This window comes from Rothia endophytica (assembly GCF_039543885.1).
Taxonomy (GTDB): Bacteria; Actinomycetota; Actinomycetes; order Actinomycetales; family Micrococcaceae; genus Rothia; species Rothia endophytica.
This window is the reverse complement of sequence record NZ_BAABKP010000001.1, coordinates 1,380,363-1,401,977: the sequence shown is the minus strand read 5'-3', so window position 1 is coordinate 1,401,977 and position 21,615 is coordinate 1,380,363. Positions and strand designations below refer to the sequence as shown.

The window sequence follows — 21,615 nt, the reverse complement described above, 5'->3', positions numbered from 1 at the left end:
ACAATGGTGAACAAACTATTCGCGGCAGCAAAGGCAGAAACCTTCATGGCGAACCCAAAGAACAGCAGACCACCCTTGGGACCCGATGCCAAGAAAAACCTCGCGGTTTTTTCCCTACTGATTGCCATCAAAACTTTGGCACTGGTAGTCTTTGCTGCCGTCCTCGGTACTGCTATCACCTACTTGGCGCGACTGACGTTCGCTGTCTTCCATGAAGGGGCGACCTACGCCAGCGCGGTGGAGGCTCAGCGTGCGATCTTCGCAGGCAACGGGCGAGCAGAGGTTGAGGGTATCTTTTTTGCCAGCCCTTTTGTGGAGCCCAGCGTTCTGTCACTCGCCCTAACAGGTACCTTAGCCCTCATTGTGCGGGCAGCAGCGGACTGGTATCTCACCTACTACGCACAAAAAGCTGCTACCGGCGCTAAAACCACTCTTCGCCGTCAGGTGATCCGGAGAGTACTAGCTACCGGAGGCATCGATACACCTGATGGTACCGGCGCTACCGCTGTACTACTTTCACGCGGCCTTGATGCACTGGATCATTACTACACCAAGACACTGACAGCCTTTGTGTCAACTGCCGTTATCCCCAGCATTTTACTGCTGGTGATAGCGTTCTATGACTGGGTATCAGCCCTCATTATCGTGCTCACCTTGCCTCTCATCCCGGTGTTCATGGTGCTGATTGGCCGTACCACCCGTGAAGATACGGCGCGTGCCCAAAAGGATCTGCTGCGTCTATCTGACCACATCGTGGAACTGGTTAAAGGGTTGCCGGTTCTGGTGGGGTTGGGGCGCTCACGCGCACAGTCTAAAGCGCTGGGGGAGCTGGGTGAACGCTACCGAAAAGCTACGATGTATACCCTGCGGAGTGCCTTCCTCTCTTCGCTTGCCCTAGAGCTCATTACCACCATCTCTATCGCACTGGTGGCTGTCTTTATTGGTCTACGTCTGGTTGAGGGAGACATGGGGCTGGACGTCGCCCTGCTCGCCCTCTTACTGGCCCCCGAATGCTACCAGCCGCTGCGGGACGTCGGCACCGCCTACCACCAGTCAGAAGAGGGCGTGGCAGCTCAGCGCCGAGCCCAAGAAATTATTGATCAATCGGTACCCCCACCCACGGTTGCCCCCGGCGGAGACTATATATCGGTACGCGACCTCTCACTGAGCTACCCAGGGCGCGAGCGCGTCCTCACCGGTGTGAGCTTCAACCTCAAGCACGGCACCACCACCGCCATCACTGGCCCTTCAGGCTGCGGCAAATCCACCCTGCTGGGAGTGCTGGGCGGCGCTCTGCGTCACGGGCTGGTCCCCACCGGCACCACAGAACCAATCAAGGTCAGCGGATTAGTGAGTGGTACCGGATCCACCGTATGGATCAGCCAGTCTTCAGCCTTCATCGCCCCCACAGCTCTGGCAGAGGTTGCTCTCTACGCCGCCGTGACGCGCGGTGAAGGGGCCCTTGAAGGCATCCACTACGCCTCAACCCTGCTCGGTGAAACCGTTGCTTTCACCGAAGAAGACCGTGAATTTTTCACCAGCTACCTGCACGCTGTTGGCCTAGCTGACCTGGCAGATTTACCGCCCGAGGCGCTCTCCGCCGGGCAAATGCGCCGCCTAGCTATCGCCCGAGCTCTCGCCCGCGTCGCCACTTTGCAGGCAGAGAACCACCACGTCACCGTACTCATTGATGAACCTACCGCCCACCTTGACCCTGTCTCAGCAGCCAAAGTCAACGTAGCGCTCGCTGCCCTCCAAGAAACGGGCGCCACACTCATTATCGTCACCCACGACACCCAGCTCGCTGCTGCTACCAACAACCGTCTGGACGCCACCCGGCGCCCTCACGGGGTGACATGGCAGCTGACCTCTCAAAATACCACCGGGCTGGGAGGTTATGCACTGGGCACCTTAGCCCAAGCGGTGGCCACCGGTGAACTCGAAGACTCAACTCCAGTGGCGCAAGCCGAAGAGCCAAGCGCACCGCACCGCCGCCGTATCCCCGGCATCGTGAGCACTCTGCGCACCGCACGGAAACTCACCGGCATCAGAGCTCACCAGACCTTGCTGCCCGTCTTCCTCTCGGTTCTGACCGTGGTCTTTGCCGTCAGCCTCACCGCCCTATCAGGCTGGTTGATTGTGCGAGCTGCTGAGCAGCCAGCCATGATGTACCTCCTAGTAGCGGTGAGCGGTGTGCGTTTCTTTGGCCTGGGCCGTGCAGTGAGCCGCTACGCCGAACGCCTTAAAACCCATGACCTCGTGCTCAAAGCAGCTAATGCCCTGCGAATACGCGCCTGGGATGCCGCGGGGCGCAGCGTGCTATCGGTACGTTCCCTCCTACGCGGTGACCGGGTGCTAGACCGCTTGGTGGGTGATGTTGATGAGCTGCGAGACACCGCCCCCCGCGTTCTGCTGCCCGTAGCGTCCCACCTCATTGTCATGGGCCTGGTACTCCTTGTGACCGCGCTAGCTACCCCCATCGCCCTACTACCCGTAGGGCTAGCGGTACTCATCGCCACCTTTATCATCCCAGCAGTGGTCATCCGTGCTGATGCACGTGCGGACGCCGCGGCACGCAGGGAAACCGCGGGCCTTTTGAGGTTAGGTGTATCCGCCATCGACGCTGCCCCGGACCTGCACAATAACGACCTGGACCAAACGGTTGCCTTAGCACTTTCTCGCAGGGATGGCCTGAACGTGCGCTCCCGCATCCATAGCTCGCGTGCCATCGGTGTGGGGCAGGGGCTCATGGTCGCTACCTGGTGGGGAGCCGCGCTCGCTACCATCATCTGTGTGTGGCCCTCGGTACGCGATGGGGGTATTACTGCCCCCACCGCTGCAGTGGTCATCCTGATGCTCACTGCCCTCTTTGAGACCACCGCTGCCCACATGGAAGCCGTGCGCAACTGGCCGGCCTTTGCAATCCTGGTAGAACGTACCCGACAGCACCTGGCTGACGTTGAAGCGGATCAAGGCGACCAAGAAAGCGAGGCGCAGGAGCGCCAGAACATGCGCGATATTCTGGGGGAACCCGGAGTCGGTAGCTCCCAGCGACGTGCCCACAGCACCATCACCCTTGAGCTTGAATCTTTGGCAACCCGTTGGCCAGACATGCAGCAACCGGTCTTTAGCGGTCTGAGCGCCTCAGTTTCTTCCGGCGAATGGTTGGGTATCACCGGCCCGTCAGGTGCGGGAAAGACCACGGCGCTGGCTACCCTGCTCGGCTTCCTACCGCTTGAAGAAGGCGAGATTCGGGTCAATGGCCAGGTCTTTGATGCGCAGGCGCTCAGGGGCTATGCAGCCTGGTGCCCTCAGTCTGCCTATATCTTTGAGTCGACCATCGCTAACAACCTAGCGATTGCCCGTCCGTCTGAGGAAAGGCCCACCGAAGCTGAAATGTACGAGGTACTAGACCGCGTGGGGCTTGGAGAATTTGTGCGGCAGCTACCGGCGGGCCTGCAGACTCCCGTGGGTGCTGGTGGTTCCTTCGTCTCTGGCGGTCAGCGCCAGCGCATAGCCATCGCCCGAACCCTGCTGGTGGATTCTCCGCTACTCCTCATGGACGAACCCACTGCCCACCTGGACGCTCCAGCTGCTGTGGCACTGATCGATGAGGTTGCTCGCGGCACCAAACGTACCTCAGCAGATCAACCGTCCGGTAAAACTACCTTGCCGGCTGTGGTGCTGGTGTCGCACCGTGCTGAAGATATCGCTGCCTGCGATACCGTCGTCAAACTCTAAAACCGCTCAAAGAGGCGGTTCCCTGGCAAGCAGACTAGCTTGCCAGGGCACTTTTATTCATTGAGTTGTAAGACAGCTTAGAAGAGTGCTTCTTCGGCCACCTCAACTGCATCTTGAGAGCCACGTTGAGTTTCAACGGATGTTAACGCACCGGGCTGATCAGCTTCGGTTGCTACTACGGGTGTTGCCGCGGTGACCGCGTAAGCTGGGCCTATTGCGTCCACGGCCTGAGCCAGGGGCACACCGGAGCCATCGCGGGCACCAAACTCACCGGGCAGAGCACGAGCCACCCCAGCTGCTGAAACAGCCTTAGCAGGGCCGAGCCCCACCCAGGCGAGGGCGAGGGCGGTTTCACCCTTGAGGAAGCGGTGGGCACGCATACCGGCAGTTGCCCTGCCCTTCTGTGGGAAGTCAGCCAGCTCGGTTACCTTAACTGAAGCGCCCTCAGCTCCGCCGTCGGTAATGGTTACCACCTGGGCGGGGGAGCCGGGGGCCGTCACCCCAAAGGCGATGAGCCGGTCATCGTCGGCAATCTTCATGCCCGCCATGCCGCCACCGGTCCTGCCCTGCGGGCGAACCTTGGCTGCATCAAAGACGAGTAGCTTGGCTTGCTCGGTCACGAAAGTTAGCAACAAATCATTGCTGTCACAGGCGGTAGCGGCAATCAGGCGGTCTTTAGGCTTGAGCTTGATAATCTCAAAGTCCCCTGCATTCAGAGGGTAATCAGGGTTAACTCTCTTGACCACGCCACGTTCAGTCGCGAGCGCCAGCACCTGATCGAGTGGCACCAGGGCAACCAGGGTTTCTCCGCGTCCCAGCGTGACTACTTCTGCGGCTTTCACACCGGACGCTAGCAGGGGAGTGCCCGCTGAATCTTCTAGCACCGGTAGCTCCAGTACCGATATGCGCACTAGCCGGCCGGTTGAGGTGACCGCCCCAATTTCACCGCGTGCAGTCGTGGGTACCCAAGAGGTCAGCGCATCGTGTTTCAGGCGCTTACCTGGCTCAATTAGCTCGCTGCGCCCGCCGGCTTCACCGCGCGTACGGCCCACCTGCCCAGAAGTAGAGAGCAGAACCCAGCAGGGATCGTTGGCGATTTCTAACGAAAGCCCTGCCTCTTTTTTCGCCTTAGAGGCAGTGGTTGAGAGAGCTGCGACAGCATCAGCCAGATCGTCCTTGGTGACAATCTTGGTGCGCCGGTCAGTGCCGTATTCGTCAGCTACAGCCTGTAACTCGGCAGAAACCAGGGCACGCAGTATGGTGTCCGACCCCAGAATTTCCTTCAGCTCAGCAATTTCGCGCAGCAGATCCTCGCGCTCAGTTTCCAGCTCAATGCGGGAGTACTTGGTGAGCTGACGCAGGCGTAGCTCCAGAATGTGGTTTGCCTGCACCTCGGTTAAATCAAAGACCTGCATGAGGCGGGTACGTGCCTGGGCAGTTTCGTCCGACGATCGAATAATCTGAATGACCTCGTCGATATCGACGATGGCAATCAGCAGACCTTCGACCAGGTGCAAACGGTCCTGGCGCTTGCCAAGCCTGTGGTTGGTGCGACGGCGCACCACCTCAAGGCGGTGATCCACGTAAACATGCAGGAGGTCAAGCAGACCCAGGGTTTGAGGCTGACCGTCGACCAAGGCAACGTTGTTAATGCCGAAGGAGTCTTCTAGAGGGGTGTGCTTGTAGAGAGCAGCTAGCACCGCTTTAGGGTTAAAGCCGTTCTTGACTTCAATGACCATGCGCAGACCGTTTTTGCGGTCGGTCAGGTCAACCACGTCAGAGATGCCCTGTAGCTTCTTAGAATTAACCCCGTCCTTGATTTTTTCAATGACCTTCTCGGGGCCTACCATGTAGGGCAGTTCGGTGACCACGATACCCTGCTTGCGGGCAGTTACCTGCTCGATGGATACCTTGGCACGGGTCTTGAAGATACCCCGCCCCTTCTCGTAGGCGTCCTTAATGCCGGTGGTGCCCACAATGGTGCCGCCGCTGGGCAGATCGGGGCCGGGCACCAGCTTCATGATGTCCTTGAGGCTGGCATCGGGGCTCTCCAACAGGTGGCGGGCAGCGGCGATGATCTCGCGCAGGTTGTGCGGCGCCATGTTAGTTGCCATGCCCACCGCGATACCGGCTGAACCGTTCACTAGCAGGTTGGGGTAGGCAGCCGGTAGCACGGAGGGCTGCATGAACTGGTTGTCGTAGTTTGGCACGAAGTCTACGACGTCCTCGCCCAGGTCAGCTGTCATAGCAAGGGCTGCCGGGGCCATGCGGGCCTCGGTGTAACGAGAGGCCGCCGGGCCGTCGTCCAAAGAACCAAAATTACCGTGCCCATCAACCATGGGTAGGCGCATCGCGAAGGGCTGGGCGAGTCGCACCATGGCATCGTAGATAGCGCTGTCGCCGTGGGGGTGGAGCTTACCCATGACCTCACCGATGACGCGGGCACTTTTGACGTGCCCCTTGTCTGGGCGTAGGCCCATCTGCTGCATCATGTAGAGGATGCGGCGCTGCACTGGTTTGAGTCCGTCTCGGGCGTCCGGCAGAGCACGGGAGTAGATGACCGAGTAGGAGTACTCGAGGAAACTGTTTTCCATCTCGCTTGAGACATCAATATCGACGATGTTTTCTACAATGCCCTCGGGGTAGTCATCGTGCGCGGTTTTGGTGCGGCGAGCCATGGGACCTCATCAATCGGTTTCGAACATAGTTTCTAACCCATAATACCGTGAACAGCTAGATGACTTAAGCTTCTTGAAGGGCTGCCGGGGCAGGATGCCGCGGAGCCGGGCGCAGGAGGCCGTAGATGCCAGTGAGGAAGAGCGCCGTCATGACCAGGGAAACAAGGGTGGAGGGTACTACCTCATAGTCACCGCCGGTTAGGGCAAAGGTGTCAGCGAGGCCCATACTCATGTGAAAGCCCCAGGCAAGCCAGGCTACTGTTAGTGAGAACCAGGTTCCCAGAGCTAACCAGCCAATGGCTCGTGTGCCGGTATAGCTGGCAACCTTGCACCACAGCAGATGAAGGGCACCAACACCCAACTGAATCAACAGAGCTATGGAGCCTGCAGTGATGACCAATTTGGGCGAGAACTCCTGGGCGAGCTTCATCTGATCGTAGATTTCCTGAAAGGTCAGGTGTGGAGCGGCTGCTAAGGGGTTCCAGTAGAAAAAATGCGCTGCCAGTAATCCCATGCCCAGTAACCAGATAAAACCAGTAAGCCCCAGACCGCGCCAGTCTGGCGGGGGAGAACTGATGCGATTGGCTTTGACCTGTTCGATAGAGCGCGTTGGTTGCTTCAGCTCCGTGACGAAATAGAGAAACCCAGCGACAATGAAGAGCAAACCAAAGCCAGCGGACGCCATCAGAGCAAGCTTTTGTTGGGGGCTGGACGCCGGTAGCAGCGGGGTCGCGATAAAGACCAGGAGGGCTATGATGAGGCTGATAAAAGCGGTACGCCACGCTATGCGGTTGATGCTGGCTGGCAGCTCTGATTCCTTCATCATGGTCTTATGTTAGAGCCCGTGGCGGGCCTTTACTAGAGAGCAACTGAGCGGTCTTTGAAAAGGTTCTTGTGTAGGTGCTCACAAAAGCGGTTTTCAAGTTGCGGTGGGTCAAATCGGTGCGTATAGTATTTATTCGTTGCCAGGGAGCGAAAGCTTGCCGGTGATAATAAATAAATAAGCGCCTCTAGCTCAATTGGCAGAGCAATTGACTCTTAATCAATGGGTTCTCGGTTCGAGTCCGAGGGGGCGCACATTTTCTTAAAAGACCTCCACCGCACGGTGGGGGTCTTTTGCTGTCTGTTGCGACTACTATTTAAGGCAACCGGCTCTATCATCAGCCCAGGAGGCACCCGTGACTGAAACCAACGATGTTTTCACCCCAGCAGACCCCACCAGCCCCACTACAGCTGAGCTTCCTTTCATCTACCCGGCACATTGGGAAGCGGACGTCGTGCTCCGCGACGGCGCGACAGCTCATCTGCGTCCTGTGGTCCCCACCGACCGAGCAGCCCTTGAAAAGATGTACGCGGGCCAGTCAGAACGCACCATTTACCTGCGTTTCTTTGCCCACAAGCCCACCCTCAGCGACAAAGAACTCACCCGTTTCACCACCGTGGATCACAAGGACCGAGTTGCGTTTGTGATCATGCTAGACGGCGAAATGATCGGTATCGGCCGCTACGACCGTGCCACCGACCCCACAGAAGCTGAAGTCGCCTTCATGATTTCAGACGCCCACCAGGGCCGCGGAATCGGCTCCATTCTGCTAGAACACCTCGCCGCTGCCGCTAACGAAAAAGGAATCGAGCGGTTCAGCGCCGAAGTGCTCCCGCAAAACCGTAAAATGCTCAACGTCTTCACCGATGCAGGCTACGAGCTAGCCCGCGAATTTGATGATGGCCTGGTTGCCGTGCACTTCAACATTGACCCCACTGATCGCTCCCGCGGTGTGATGGAGGCTCGTGAGCACCGCGCCGAGGCAAAATCAATTGCCGAACTACTGGCCCCCGAAGTGATTGTGGTGATGGGTACGGCGGATGCCTGGGAAAACAACGGCCATAAGGTTATTCGTACCATTCGTGAAGGAGGCTTCACCGGCAAACTTTACGGCTACAACAGCGCCGGGACAGCTGCCGGGGAAACCCCAGTCGTTACTGACCTCACCCAGATTGAAGAACGCATTGACCTAGCAATCATTGCCGTGCCCATTACTGAGGTTGCTGCAGCTGTTGAGTCCGCAGGTCAGGCGGGAGCCCGCGGCGTCCTGATTTACACCACCGGTTTTGCCGATGACGGCGCTCGCGGGCGTGCCCGCCAAAAAGCCCTGGTCAAAACTGCCCGTAGTTTTGGTATGAGGGTCATTGGCCCGGCGTCCTTCGGCGTGCTCAACAATGACCCTGCTGTGAAACTGGATGCCACCATCAGCACCTACGACCCGGCCCCGGGCGCGCTGGGCCTTTTTAGCCAATCCTCAGCCATTGGTGCTATGTTCTCTAACTCTGCTGTACGCCGCAATATCGGGGTTTCCTCCCTGATTTCAGCGGGTAACCGGGCAGATGTCTCGGGCAACGACATCATGCAGTACTGGGAAGATGACAGCGCCACCAAGGTCTGCGCCCTCTATCTTGAATCTATTGGCAACCCCCGTAAGTTCAGCCGCATCGCCCGCCGGCTTTCGCGCGTCAAACCCGTGCTGGTGGCAAAGAACGCGGTGACCGGGCAGCAGCTACCTCCGGGGCACTCAGGGCGAACCTCCATCGCCCCCACGCAGGCCATCGACGCTATGTTCCGTCAAGCGGGTGTGATTAGCGCCGAAACCTTCGACCAGATTCTTGATATCGCCCAAATTCTGGTCTCCCAACCCCTCCCTGCCGGCCGCCGCGTGGCACTGCTCTCCAACGCATCTGCCCTGGGGCAGATTATTGCGGACAAGGCTGCGGAACTAGGCATCGATGTCCGTATCAATGAGTCCATGTTGCGCCTGACCGATGAGGGACTAGACGGGCTTGAAGTGCTAGAAGAGGTTGCCACTGGAGCCTTAGAAGCATCAGATATTGATGCGGTCATAGGAGTCTTCCTCACCGGTGAATCCATCGACCCCCGTGACGTTGCCCGGGTGCTCCTACGCGCCTCAGCAGCAACGGGCAAACCCGCAGTTGCCAGTTTCCCGGGCACGGTGACCTTTGAACAGTCCCTACGCGGCATCTGGCAGGATGAAACCGCCAACTACCCAGCACCGGGTCAGACCGAAAGCCAGGGAGCCGAACCCACCGGTGAAGAAGCCACCCGTCTCATGCAAACACTGGGTTTGCCCTGCTACGAGTCACCCGGTGCCTCCATCAAATCCTTGGCCGCAGTCATGGACTACGTAGAGTGGCGGGCTAAAGAAACTGGTGTAGCTGCTCAACCTGAAGGCGTGAGCCCCAAAGCTGCACTCGCCGAAATTACTGCCCATATGGGGGACGTTACCGGCGAGAATCTGATTGAACTCGATGCAGAATCAACCCAGGCAATTTTGGGCCACTACGGCATTGACCTGCTCCCCGAGTACGGTTTCTCCACCCCAGAACAAGCACACCGTGCCGTGCAAGAAATTGGTGGCTACCCGGTCGTCCTCAAAACCACCGACCCCTTCCTGCGACACCGCATTGACCTGGGCGGGGTACGTTTGGGCATCGAAAGCGACGCGGAACTGGAGCGTGAAATCGTTCAGATGCACCGTGCTCTCGAACCCTACGGAACCTTCGATTTGAGCGTTCAAGAGCAGGTGCAAGCGGGGCAGACCGCCGTACTCACTGCCATAGAAGACCCCCTGATGGGGCCGGTTGTATCCTTCGGTATGGCTGGGGACGCCACCAGCCTGCTCGATGACTGGGCCCACCGTGTTCCGCCGCTTACCGAACGTGATGTCTACAAGATGGTGCGCTCACCCAAGGCAGCAGCAAAATTGCTGGGTGAAGCGGACCTACCGGCGGTCCGTATTGACCTGCTCGAAGACCTCTGTGCCCGGGTCGCCCTGCTCAAAGACAACCACCCCGAAATTGCCTACCTGGAGCTCAACCCCATCCTGGTATCTCAGGAAACCATGACCGTGGTAGGTGCCCGGCTCAAACTGGGCAACCCCCAGCAGCGTACCGATTCCGCCCGCAGAACTATGAGCAGTTAGCCCCAAGAACCTACCTGCCTCTAAAATGTAAGGGAGCAAGAGACAACCCACTACCTTCAGGAGTAGACGTGAGTGTAGATACCAGCCCGCGCCAGCGCATGATTGCCGATATCCAGAACGCAAGCTTCTACCCGGAGCTGGTGCTCGATACGATCGATGAGGCGCTGGCGGGTCTTGAACCTACCACTCACATGGTGCAGGTAGAAACTCACTTTGACCAGAACGAGGTTCACCGGCACATCACCGCCCTGGTTCTGGCCGGCGAATTTCTACTGGTGGCGCATTTGGATGACCAAAACTTAGATGAACAGGGGCAGCAGGTGGTCGCTCACGTGTCGACTGAGACCCTGCACGTCTCAAAAATCTCAACCTTCACGGTTAGCTACGCTTACCCCCAGCCGCAGAGCTACACTCCTGGTGCCCCCGTCAGTGAGGTTTCCATGCTGCTCTGCTGGACCGGCTCCCAGCGTCTTGACCTGCAACCGGCTGAGTGCCCTGACCCGTCCTGCGATGCTGACCACGGGATGACCGGCTTGGCACCGCGAGAGGACATCCTGGTGCGAATTAGTGCGGGGGCCGATGGCGTCCAGCAAACCCAGCAGGCCCGCACCTTTGCCCGGGCTTTGCGAGCTGCCCACCTTCAGGCAGGCAGCAGGTAGCAGATATGAAAGATTTTTGTGGAAACGAACTCCCGGTAGCCCCGCCCTACGGCGCCAACACGGTAGCCGACCTCTTTGAGTCGGCCGGCACGCTCACAGCCCAGGGGAGTCTGACCCCTGAACCCCACCCTATCTACGGAGCTGGGCGGCATGATCTGCTGGGGATAGCGGGGCGAATCGAAAAAGCCGGCGGCAAGCCCCATACTTACCGCAGTGTCTGCGTGGTCATGGTGGACGGGATGGGGGAGAGCCTGCTACGAACCTACGGCTCTTATGCGCCCTTCCTCAAAAATGCCACTAGCCTGGGGCCCTTGCACTCGGCGGTTCCCTCAACAACGGTCGCTTCTCTTACTAGCCTGGGCACGTCCTCACCTCCCGGCTATCATGCCATGGCTGGCTACGAACTTAAAAACCCGGAAACCGGGCAAGTGATGAACCAGCTATCAGGCTGGGATAAGACCGTGGACCCACACCTCTGGCAGCCTCACCCCACCGTCTTTGAACGTTACGAAAAACATCTGGACGTTGCCACCGTCTCGCTCAGCAAGTATGCAGGCACCGGCCTCAGCGAAGCCGGGCTACGCGGCGGGCGGTTCGTACATGCCCAGGGCTACGCCGCCCGGACCACCCTGGCCGCCAGCCTGCTCTCATCGCGTAAGCCGTCACTGGTCTACCTCTACTGGGGTGAACTAGATCAAGCCGGGCACAAGTACGGTGCGCACTCCCAGCAGTGGCTAGAGCAGCTAGAAGAACTAAACCTAGCGCTCAAGAATCTAGCTAAGCGGCTACCCCCGCACGTTCTGCTTCTGGTCACAGCCGACCACGGCATGGTCGATGTTGAGCCGACCAACCGCTACGACTACTCCCAGGATCCTGCGCTATTAGAAAATATCGAGCTTACCGCTGGTGAACCCCGCATGGTGCAACTGCACCTCAAAGACACCAGCGCCGCCGCTAAAGAGGCAACCATGCAGCGCTGGGCGGACGCCTGGGGTGAGCAAGCCTGGATTATTGACACCGAAGAAGCCTTTAACGGCGGGTACTTTGGTGCGCACATCACCGAAACAGCCCGCGCTCGCATCGGTGAAGTGCTGGTCGCTGCTCGTGAACAGGTGGCTCTCTATGACATGCGCCATTACAAACCCCACGCACTGAACATGGTAGGTCAGCATGGATCACTCACAGCAGAGGAAACTCAAGTTCCCCTGCTGATGTTGCCCACTGGCTAGAGCTGGGGCACTCTATCGACCCAAGCAAACTGCCCGGGGTCCAACAGTTATTCGTTGGGCCCCAGGCAGTTAGAATATCTGGTCCTTTGCAACCACTTCTAGGGCGTTGGCGTGACCTGTGACTGAACCGGCGCTTCACTGGTAGGTGCTGCGGTGGCCGCTGGAGGAGCAACCTCTGGAGCACTCGTTTCAATCGGAGGTGTTGGCGCGAGAGACACGGTGGGCTCAACAGGGGCAGGAGGTTCTGTTGGTTCCGGTGAGGGCGTTTCCACCGCGGTTTCTGTGGGTTCCGGTGATGCGGTGGCTTCCTCTGACGGTGTTGAATCTTCAGAGGGTATTTCTTCAACAATAGTCTCAGCGGTGGGCGCAGGTGGTGCCTCAACCGGTGCATAAGAAATGGTTCCGGGTGCCACCGGGAGCTCTACAGCTGCTTCTTGCTCAGTCACTGTGGGAGCCTCGGTATTGAAGCTCGGCGCCGGAGCGGAGGGGCGTTCTGACTCAATATCAGCGCTGGTCACGGTGGCCGGAGCTGACGGAGAGCTGGGGGGCCCCAGCTCATCAGCTGCGCTATTCATCTCCGGCAGGAAGAGCAGCGCCGCTGCAGCAATTGCTCCCGCTACAAGCGCTGCGGAACCAAAAAAAACTGCTTTAGAGCTGTTCTTTTCCCGAACAGGTTCGGAATAGGCAGATTCCATAGCAAGAGCGGGCACTAAACGATCACGCTCGGCAGCTTCACGCACTGCGGCGGCGGCCGCGGCAGCACGGAGCTGAGCGGCACGCTCACCTTCAGCTTCTTTAGCGACCAAAGCTGCAGCCCTAGCCTCAGCTCGGTCAGCGCGACGCTCTTCGCGGGTCGGCTTTTCAACGATCTCAGCATGGCGCATCAAACCGGACGTAAGAGATTCATCCTCAGCGTCCACAACGGTTTGCTGTGAGCCGCTATCGGAGGTTACGTACTCATACCCCTGTGCGAGAGGTAGGGGCTGAGTAATGGGGTCGGCTTTATCGGTAGCATCGGAGGTACGCGGCGCGGGGCTAACCTCACCCGAGGAGTCTTGAGAATTAGGACGAGACGTCAATGTTCCCTCTGTAGTGTTTCTGCGCCCCTGCTTCCCTATCAGCAGGGGCGTGCGAGCAAATGATGTGACTATCATCTTAGCGGGCTTTAAAGCTTCTAAGGTGTTTGTGTTTCCTAGCTCTCACCTGTATTTTCTATGAGGCTGATTAGCGCCTCTGATTGCCAAAAATGATGTCATCCCAGCTGGGTACGGAGGTGCGCTTACCTCTCGAGGCGGGCTTAGGCTGGGTAGGCTCCGTTTCAACAGGCTCCTGAGCTGCAGTCTCTTCCTCGCCCTGCCCACCGTGTGAGTCGTCCTGGGCGTCGGTGCCTTCGGTCTCAGACGGCTCTATAGCATCCAGCTGCTCTGCTGTAGCACCGGAGTCAGACGCGGTTTCGCCGGCAACTCCTTCATCGATGCCCTCGGTTTCAGCGGCTTCGTGAATCTCGGCTACGCCCTCCTTCACCTCGGCGCCCTGGCGCTCAGTTGCTTCAGACTCGGCAACCGGTGCGGTCTCCTGGGCGTCCTGGGAGGGTGCTTCAGCCTCACTGTTGGATACCAGCTGTTCAGAGATTGAGTTATCTGGCTGCTCAGCGACTGAAGAATCATCAACCTCACCCCTTACAGTGGGCACCTCAGCGTGAGCTTCCTCAAGGGGGCGGGAGGTACGGCGGGCACGCTCCAAAAGATCAGCCAGTTTACGCTCACTTGCAGGGTCAAAAGATCGAGCGCCACGGCGAGCCGTCAACTCGTCCAGTAAAGCATTTTGCTCACGGTTTTCTGGTACGCGCACAGCGGTCAAACGGGACGAGGACGCTGGCTCGGGGGTGGGCGCAGTTTCGGTCTCTGCTGCTTTCTGCTCAGCTTCGGGGCTGTGTGAGGTTCCGTTTGTTACCAGGCCGGGGATGGGCCCACCGGTGGTGTGCTCCCGACCCATGAGGAAATAGGCAGCTTCATTGGAAGCGTACAAGCTCTGATTAGCGGGGTTGAAGGTCCATCGGGCGGGAAAATGTACACCGCGGGGCAGTTCATCTTGCACATCTGCCGGGAGCTCTACATCAAGGGCAAGAGTCCACTGACCTGACTCCTGCTGCCAGGTAGACCAATCCAGCGGGGCATCACCGAAGGAATAGTGTTGTGAGATGGCCTCATAATGCTGGTCTAGGCTGCGTGCAGGGCCTTCGCCACCGGGAGTGGGCGAAATGAGCACGGAGCGGGCAGTACGAATAATGTTGGCGCGCTCAGCGACAATGGGCCATTCGTAGCGGCGTACGCGATCGGCTTCCCAGCCAGATTCAGCGGCGATTTCTTCAACCGTTGCACCCTGTCGAAATCTGGCCTGAATATCTCGAGGCCCGAAACTTCCGCGACCGCCGGGGCGTGCAGGTGAGATACGGCGAGCCTTAGCAATGCTTTGGCGAAGATTCTGATCTATGGGTAGCAGGTAGGAAGAACCGTTATCGTCGTTGAGGACTAGGTTCTCGCCATCGTCGTGAATCCCAGCTAGTTGAAGTTCGAGCACAGGTTTCTCCTTGGCATAGGGGTACGCGGTCATTAGAATCACGCACACTCTTCAATCTTTACAGTTACTTGAAAGATTACAGGGTTGAGTCAGGGCAGCGTTTACTTCACCAGCAAACCGGAAGGTATCTTTAGAAAAAACCCTAAAAACCAGCACTTTATATATCAACTTATAGATTAGGTTTAGCTTATCAAAGGGGTGGGGTACGCACTCTCGTGGAGGCCCCTTTCGCTGTGAGTAATAAATGATTAGTTTGTATTTGCTTAAAGCTCCTTAATGGTGAACAATTCTACGCGTTACCCCGTATAACTCAGGAGCAGCCGACTAATACTCTGGTTGCACTACCTGTAAGGGGTGCACCACCTACTGTGAAGAGATTGACTGTCTCGCCTCGCACTACACACGGAGAAAACCATGGCAACCGATTACGATGCACCCCGCAAGCAGGACGAAGAAAGCAAGGACCAGTCCTTTGAGGAGCTCAATTCACGACGCTCCGAAATGCAGTCCGGTGCGGTAGATGAGGACGAGAACGCAGCCGCCGAAAGTTTTGAGCTGCCCGGCGCAGATCTTTCTAACGAAGAGCTCAATGTAGTTGTGCTCCCCGCCCAGGATGACGAATTCACCTGTGCCTCCTGCTTCCTGGTCCGTCACCGCTCACAGATCGCCTATGAAGATGGCGATTTGAAGTACTGCATTGAGTGCGAAGGCTAAATCAGCTTCAAGCGATTGATCTATAAAAATGCCCACCGGTTCTAAACCGGTGGGCATTTCCTATGGGGAAATCAGCTTATTCTTCTTCGGGTAGCCCGTCGTTGAGAATCTCAGCAATTCGCTCAGGGTTGCGGGAGGACGCTACCCAGTAGGGGGTGGGGTCGGCCGGGTCTGTAATATCGATGCGAACAACTGATGAAATCCAGCCGCGGAAGCACATGAAAGCCCTACCGTCGAGTGCCGGACCGGTGGCTAGGCGGGAATCCTCGCCACGAAAAGCGTATGCTCGGCCAACATGCTCGCGTTCAATTTGTGCCCTTCCAACGCGCAGGACGCTAGGGGTAACCTCAATAACCGGTGAGGTTGCGAAGAGGGTCCAGCCCACCACAGCAAACATGACGATTCCGGCGATGATACCGGCGTAGATGTTGATGGGTGCCCCGACCAAGAAGGAGGATAGGCCTACGCCCACACAGGCAATCCACATGCCGATGCCGGGCGCCAGTCTTTCTCGGTAAAGAACTGCGTTGGGGTTTTCTGTCATGGGTCACGCTTCCGTTATGAGGTCTTTGTAGAGTTTTCTTCTCCAGGGTGCGCTTACCAGTGTACGAGATGTACCTGGGTGACTTCAGCTCTGCCTCTGTAATCCTGGAGAGAACTCGCGAAAAGGGGTAAAAACTCCCAGTCCGTTCACATCCCTCGATGGGGCGAAACAGGTACAGTAATGGGGTGGATAAACAGATTGATGTTCAGATTAAAATACTTGACCCTCAGCTACCTGTGCCTGCTTATGCTAAGGAAGGGGACGCCGGTGCTGACCTACGGGCGCGTATTCCGGTGACATTGGCTCCGGGGGAACGTGCTCTTGTACCTACCGGGGTTGCCCTTGCGCTTCCAGAGGGCTTTGTTGGTTTAGTGCACCCCAGATCTGGTCTTGCCGCTAAGCACGGTATCACCATCGTCAATGCTCCGGGCACAGTTGATGCGGGCTATCGCGGTGAACTAATGGTCTGCCTGCTTAATACAGATGCTCAAGAAACCTTTGAGGTAGAGCGCGGGGATCGCATTGCCCAATTAGTGATTCAGCGGTTTGAAACTGCTCGTTTTGAGGTAGTTGATGAATTGCCTGCCTCTACACGAGGTACCAGTGGTTTTGGGTCCTCAGGCGTACAGTAGACCCTAGAGGTCTGCTAAAGAAAGGCATATATATGTTTGGAATGGGCAAGAAGAAGAAAGCTGAGCAGAGCGCAGCTGAACTGGCACTAGAGGAGACAAAGGCTCCTTCGCCTGACGCTGAAAGCACCCTCACAGCCGAAGAAAACATCGTTGACGAGCATCCGGCTTTTGACCGCAGTAACGGGCCCTGGGATTCATCGGAGAAAAAAGCCAGTGATGATTCGTACATCGATCTGGGTGGACTACTCATTAAAAGCCATCCCGGTCTGAATCTGCGTCTTGAAGCAGATCAGAAGACCCAGCAGGTCATTGCCGTTACTCTCCAGCTCGGAAAGGGGCACCTGCAGGTGCAGGCTTTCGCCGCACCTAAGAGCGCCGGTATCTGGGACGATATCCGCCACGAGCTGTCTGAAAGTGTCCGCAACCAGGGCGGTCAGGTGGAGATTAACGATGGCCCTCTTGGGCGTCAGCTCATCTCTCGTGTACCTGCCCAAACCGCCGATGGTCGCAAGGGCTTTCGCATCGCCCGCTTTGTGGGTGTAGACGGGCCCCGTTGGTTTGTGCGCGGTGTGTTTTCCGGTGCAGCGGTCTTGCCCGGTGAATCGGCTGAGGCACTTGAAGAAGTCTTCCGTTCTATCATTGTTCATCGTGGCTTTGACCCTATGGCCCCCCGTGACCTTCTGCCGATGCGGGTGCCTCAGAGCATTCAGGACGCTGCAGAGGCCCAAAAAGCTGCTCAGTCTCAGCAGGGTGAAAAAACTCCGGCAGGTCTGGAAATACCCCGCAGAGGCCCCGAGATCACCGAGATCGGTTAAATATCATGCCTGAGACCCTTAACTCCCAGCTTCCGACGCGTCTTGAGACCTACCCGCAAAGGTTTCGAGCACGCGTGGCAGGTAAGGTGGAGCGCGTTCATATATCGCACCGCGAGGCTAACCCCCGGTTTGAAGTTATCCTGCTAGTGGAGCGATCAAAGCCTCTTCCACCTTCTAAAACGCACCCTCTCACCGGTATGCCTATGGCTGAGACGGGGGAGGACCTCGATGATACTGTAGACATCTGCGCTGAGGAAGAGAATACCGGGCGGACGTCGGCTGTAGAGACGGAAGCCGGGTTCGGCACCCGATTTAGTGTTATTAAGACTGCGCCAAGGGTGCTTTACCCTGACTTTTCCCCTCTGGCACCGGGCATGCGTGTGAGATTGATCTGGCTGGGGCAGCGGCAGGTGCCGGGGATTGTAGCCGGTGGTTATCTGAGGGTTTCGGGTATGCTCTCAACGCGCGATGAGCCGGTGATCTACAATCCTCGCTATGAGATTGTGCCCAGTCTTGAAGGCTAGAGCCCTCTAGCTAAAGAGGGCTCGCAAATCGTCTTCGCCCTTGGGGGTGGTGACAAAGAAGAGTTCGTCGCCGCCAGCAATGACATTGTCATTGCTGGGGGCTAGGGGAGAGCCATCGCGCACGATGGCGGTGAGGGCGGTGTCATAGGGCCACTGCACCTGACCAATGGTGTAACCGATGATGGGGTGCTCTGCCGGTACGGTGTATTCCACTAGGGTGGCGTTGCCAGAGCGTAGCGTCAGCAGACGAACCACATCACCCACCTCGACGGCCTCTTCAACCAGGGCCGTCATTAGACGGGGAGTAGAAACGGCAACATCGATGCCCCAGGACTCGTCAAAAAGCCACTCATTTTTTGGGTTATTCACGCGGGCCACCGTTCGTGGCACCCCGAACTCACTGCGGCAGAGCAGCGAAACCACGAGGTTAGTTTTATCGTCGCCTGAAGCCGCAACTACTACATCAGCGTTCTCTGGCTTAGCGTGGCGCAGAACTGACAGCTCACAGGCATCGCCAATCACCCATTGGGCGTTTTGAATCCCGCTGCGTGAAATCGCTTCAGGCTTGAGATCAATAATGGTGACATTGTGGTGGTGGGACAGCAGTTCTTTAGCGCTTGATGAGCCTACCGAACCGGCTCCGATAATAATTACTTCCATGAAAGATCACTTTCAGCGTCGCTGGCGGGGGGCTGGGACAGAATGCGGGCAATATCGTTGATGTCTTCAGTGCCCATCATGGCATGCACTGTATCGCCCTGCTGGTAGGAGGTATCGGGGCCGGGCAAGAGGCCCTCACCGAAGCGCGTGATGTATGCGATGCGCACACCGGCGAAGCGTTCAATATCGGTCAGTGCGTGGCCGGCCCAGGAGTCGTGCAGGTTGAGTTCTCCCAGCAGAAGACGGCCGGAAGCCTCTCTAAAATCACCGGCCATGGCCTGCTCCGGTAGGAGGCGGCGTAGCACCTGGTCAGTAGACCAGCGCACCGCTGCTACGGTTGGAATGCCAAGACGCTGGTAAAACTCCGCGCGGTTAGGGTCATAAATTCGAGCCACCACGTTTTGTACTTTGAAAGTCTCGCGGGCGACTCGGGAAGCAATGATGTTGGAGTTATCCCCTGAAGAGACAGCGGCAAAAGCGTAGGCCTTCTCAATGCCGGCACGTTTCAGGGTTTCGCGGTCAAACCCCACTCCGGTGACCTTCTGCCCGGCAAACTCTTTGCGCAGACGCCTGAAGGAGCGGTCATCTTGGTCGATGACTGCTACCGTGTGCCCGGCGTCCTCTAAGGTATGGGCAAGCATGACGCCGACTCTGCCGGCTCCCATAATGACGAAGTGGGGCACGTGCGCTCCTTAATCAATCGTGATGGTGACGTGTGGGCGCCAGGCCCGCTACCAGTCTACGCCTTCATCAGCTGAGGAGGACAAGCACAAAATGTGGTGTGTACGGCTGTTATTTACCGGGAGAGGCGACTACGGTTAGAGCCTGTGAAGACTATGAGAAGCAGGGCGTCAGCCCTGGTGCTGGGGGCACCTATTTCAAGCAGGCAGGCTAAGGCCGGAAACCTGCCTAAACGCCGCGCCTTCCCGCTCTTTGGAGCCGATGGCGTCTCTTCTGTAGCCTACGCACCTGATGAAATTATCCTCACCGTGCTCATCGCAGGTCAGATGGCACTTGCCTATTCCCCCTGGGTGGGGCTGGGTGTTGCAACCATTTTGATGCTGGTGATAGGAACCTACCGCTACAACATTCAGCGGGTAGGCGAAAAGGGCGATTTCGCCCTGGTGCAGAAGAATCTGGGCACCGGATTCGCTGTACTTCTAGGAGCAGCAATGATGGTGGACTTTGTACTCACCGTTGCTGTCTCGCTCTCTTCGGCAACCCAGTATCTTGAATCGCTTCTACCTGCGCTCTACTCGCATCAGCGCCTGGTGGCCTGCTCTCTGATTGCAGTGGTCACTCTGGTGTGTCTACGAGGCATTAATTTCATGTTTAGGGTAGCCCACTGGCCCACCTACATCTTTCTTCTTCTACTGGGTGGGACGCTTGTGTTTGGGCTGGCTGCCGATATGGCAGGAACCCTGGGCACAGCGGTATCGGCGGACTACGAAATAGCGCAGTCCACCTCCCCAGAGGAACTGGCTACAGGGGTGGGGCTTCTGGTACTACTGCTGAGAGTTTTCGCCTCGGGGTCTGTTGCAATGACCGGTGTGAACACCATTAGCAATGCCACGCGTGCCTTTGCACGCCCGCGACCGCGCAATGCCGCTCTCACCCTCATGCTGATGGGGTCAGTAACCTCTTTGCTCCTGGTGGGGGTGCTCTACCTGACCTGGCGTACAGGCGCTATTTTTGTGCTTGATCCCGCCCAAACGCTACGGGTTGATGGGCAGAACGTTAGCTCTGACTTCCATCAAACTTCCTTGCTCCTGCAGATTTCAGATACCGTTTTCGCAGCTCATTGGGTTACCGTCCTCCTGGGGGTCTCAACCGTTGGTGTGCTGGTCGTGGCGGCCATGACCGCTTTTACAGGTTTCCCCATGCTGGCTACTGTGCTGGCGCACCGCCAGTATCTACCCGTTTACCTCTCAGCCCGTGACTCGACAGCACTCTACGGCAATGGTGTCCTGGTGCTGGGGCTCAGCTCAATGGTACTGGTAGGCGTCGTGGGGCCAGATGTGCACACCCTGGTGCAGATGTACATTGTGGGTGCCTTCACCGCTATGCTGCTCACCCAAGTATCAGTACTCAAGAACAGCTGGCTGGCCCAGCGGATTACCCCCGATACCAAAAAACGCAGACTTATCTGGCGCGACCTTATCATCACATCCATTGGCGTGCTGGCATCGGGCACGGTTTTGATGGTCATTATCCTCACTAAATTCACTCACGGGGCATGGTTCTCCATGCTCCTCATTCTGTTCCTGCTAGGCCTCATGATGAAAATTAATAAGCACTACCAGCGCGTAGATCGCCAATTAGCCCTGCCGCAAACGGAGGCCGAGCTAGCTGAAGCTCGGGCTCTGCCCTCCCGCGTCCACGCCCTGATTTATGTTGAGCGGGTGCGTAAGCCAGTATTGCGGGCGGTCTCTTACGCACGCGCTACTCGGCCCTCATCCATCGAAGCGTTGGTGGTCAATATTGACGAAGAGCGCACGCGTCAGAATATCGATGCTTGGCAACAGCTGGGCCTGCCGCTGGACCTCACTGTGCTGGACGCGCCCTACCGCAACCCAGTGGACGCCGTCATGGACTATGTGCACCGCTCGCGCCAGAAATCACCGCGTGATGTTCTGGTGATTTACCTCCCCGAGTACGTCGTTTCACGATGGTGGGAGGGTATCTTTCACCGTCGCACCGTGCACCGTCTCAAAGCGCAGCTACGTCACGAGCCCGGAGTGGTGGTTGCTTCAGTGCCCTGGCAAATATAAAAGGGATTACCGGCTACTTCTTCACAGTAAGCTAGAGAAGAAGAACCGACCGCCCCTCCATCAACTGCATTGAGAG

At 57.7% G+C, this 21,615-nt stretch carries 16 protein-coding genes and 1 tRNA gene; 10 read left to right on the top strand and 7 right to left on the bottom strand.

Features of this window, described 5'->3' with window-relative positions:
• The first annotated feature begins 45 nt into the window (after positions 1-45).
• Entirely contained in the window at positions 46-3,741 is a 3,696-nt protein-coding gene (gene cydC / locus ABD982_RS06270; RefSeq protein WP_345445647.1) for a thiol reductant ABC exporter subunit CydC, read from the top strand.
• Positions 3,742-3,818: 77 nt separating this feature from the next.
• On the opposite strand, the gene ABD982_RS06265 is transcribed toward cydC, so the two are convergent.
• Both ABD982_RS06265 and ABD982_RS06260 read right to left on the bottom strand, forming a co-directional pair.
• Positions 3,819-6,419, bottom strand: a complete 2,601-nt coding sequence (locus tag ABD982_RS06265) for a DNA gyrase/topoisomerase IV subunit A (protein ID WP_345445645.1) — start codon at positions 6,417-6,419, stop codon at positions 3,819-3,821.
• Between the two features lie 64 nt (positions 6,420-6,483).
• Positions 6,484-7,245 (bottom strand): hypothetical protein, encoded by a 762-nt coding sequence (locus ABD982_RS06260; protein ID WP_345445643.1) that lies wholly within the window; start codon positions 7,243-7,245, stop codon positions 6,484-6,486.
• Positions 7,246-7,423: 178 nt separating this feature from the next.
• On the opposite strand from ABD982_RS06260, the gene ABD982_RS06255 reads away from it, so the two are divergent.
• The 4 genes from ABD982_RS06255 to ABD982_RS06240 all read left to right on the top strand — a co-directional run bounded on the left by ABD982_RS06255 (position 7,424) and on the right by ABD982_RS06240 (position 12,299).
• Positions 7,424-7,496: transfer RNA gene (locus ABD982_RS06255), tRNA-Lys, on the top strand.
• A gap of 101 nt (positions 7,497-7,597) precedes the next feature.
• On the top strand, positions 7,598-10,411 hold the full coding sequence (locus ABD982_RS06250) for a bifunctional acetate--CoA ligase family protein/GNAT family N-acetyltransferase (protein WP_345445641.1): 2,814 nt from the start codon (positions 7,598-7,600) through the stop codon (positions 10,409-10,411).
• Between the two features lie 68 nt (positions 10,412-10,479).
• Positions 10,480-11,070, top strand: a complete 591-nt coding sequence (locus tag ABD982_RS06245; RefSeq protein ID WP_345445639.1) for a DUF5998 family protein — start codon at positions 10,480-10,482, stop codon at positions 11,068-11,070.
• A 5-nt stretch (positions 11,071-11,075) separates the two neighbouring features.
• Positions 11,076-12,299 (top strand): alkaline phosphatase family protein, encoded by a 1,224-nt coding sequence (locus tag ABD982_RS06240; RefSeq protein WP_345445637.1) that lies wholly within the window; start codon positions 11,076-11,078, stop codon positions 12,297-12,299.
• A gap of 98 nt (positions 12,300-12,397) precedes the next feature.
• Here the strand turns inward: ABD982_RS06240 and ABD982_RS06235 are convergent, their stop codons facing one another.
• Both ABD982_RS06235 and sepH read right to left on the bottom strand, forming a co-directional pair.
• The gene (locus tag ABD982_RS06235; protein ID WP_345445635.1) at positions 12,398-13,378 is read right to left on the bottom strand and encodes a hypothetical protein; all 981 of its coding nucleotides are present in this window, start codon (positions 13,376-13,378) and stop codon (positions 12,398-12,400) included.
• Positions 13,379-13,523: 145 nt separating this feature from the next.
• On the bottom strand, positions 13,524-14,879 hold the full coding sequence (sepH, locus tag ABD982_RS06230) for a septation protein SepH (RefSeq protein WP_345445633.1): 1,356 nt from the start codon (positions 14,877-14,879) through the stop codon (positions 13,524-13,526).
• Between the two features lie 414 nt (positions 14,880-15,293).
• On the opposite strand from sepH, the gene ABD982_RS06225 reads away from it, so the two are divergent.
• Positions 15,294-15,593: a DUF4193 domain-containing protein gene (locus ABD982_RS06225; protein WP_251379850.1), complete on the top strand. Its 300-nt coding sequence runs from the start codon at positions 15,294-15,296 to the stop codon at positions 15,591-15,593.
• A 76-nt stretch (positions 15,594-15,669) separates the two neighbouring features.
• On the opposite strand, the gene ABD982_RS06220 is transcribed toward ABD982_RS06225, so the two are convergent.
• Positions 15,670-16,137: a DUF3093 domain-containing protein gene (locus ABD982_RS06220; protein ID WP_345445630.1), complete on the bottom strand. Its 468-nt coding sequence runs from the start codon at positions 16,135-16,137 to the stop codon at positions 15,670-15,672.
• Between the two features lie 185 nt (positions 16,138-16,322).
• On the opposite strand from ABD982_RS06220, the gene dut reads away from it, so the two are divergent.
• The 3 genes from dut to ABD982_RS06205 are packed head-to-tail and all read left to right on the top strand — an operon-like array spanning position 16,323 to position 18,108.
• Positions 16,323-16,769, top strand: a complete 447-nt coding sequence (gene dut / locus ABD982_RS06215; protein WP_425570020.1) for a dUTP diphosphatase — start codon at positions 16,323-16,325, stop codon at positions 16,767-16,769.
• 32 nt (positions 16,770-16,801) lie between these two features.
• On the top strand, positions 16,802-17,584 hold the full coding sequence (locus ABD982_RS06210) for a DUF3710 domain-containing protein (RefSeq protein WP_345445628.1): 783 nt from the start codon (positions 16,802-16,804) through the stop codon (positions 17,582-17,584).
• Positions 17,585-17,589: 5 nt separating this feature from the next.
• Complete coding sequence (locus tag ABD982_RS06205; RefSeq protein WP_251379855.1) at positions 17,590-18,108, top strand: asparaginase; 519 nt, start codon at positions 17,590-17,592, stop codon at positions 18,106-18,108.
• A gap of 6 nt (positions 18,109-18,114) precedes the next feature.
• Here the strand turns inward: ABD982_RS06205 and ABD982_RS06200 are convergent, their stop codons facing one another.
• Together ABD982_RS06200 and ABD982_RS06195 are read right to left on the bottom strand one after the other, a co-directional pair.
• Positions 18,115-18,768, bottom strand: a complete 654-nt coding sequence (locus tag ABD982_RS06200; RefSeq protein WP_251379856.1) for a potassium channel family protein — start codon at positions 18,766-18,768, stop codon at positions 18,115-18,117.
• Positions 18,759-19,451, bottom strand: coding sequence for a potassium channel family protein (locus tag ABD982_RS06195; RefSeq protein WP_345445625.1), 693 nt, complete (start codon positions 19,449-19,451; stop codon positions 18,759-18,761). The genes ABD982_RS06200 and ABD982_RS06195 overlap by 10 nt, the downstream gene beginning before the upstream one ends.
• A gap of 144 nt (positions 19,452-19,595) precedes the next feature.
• On the opposite strand from ABD982_RS06195, the gene ABD982_RS06190 reads away from it, so the two are divergent.
• On the top strand, positions 19,596-21,539 hold the full coding sequence (locus tag ABD982_RS06190; RefSeq protein WP_345445623.1) for an APC family permease: 1,944 nt from the start codon (positions 19,596-19,598) through the stop codon (positions 21,537-21,539).
• The last annotated feature ends 76 nt before the right edge of the window (positions 21,540-21,615 follow it).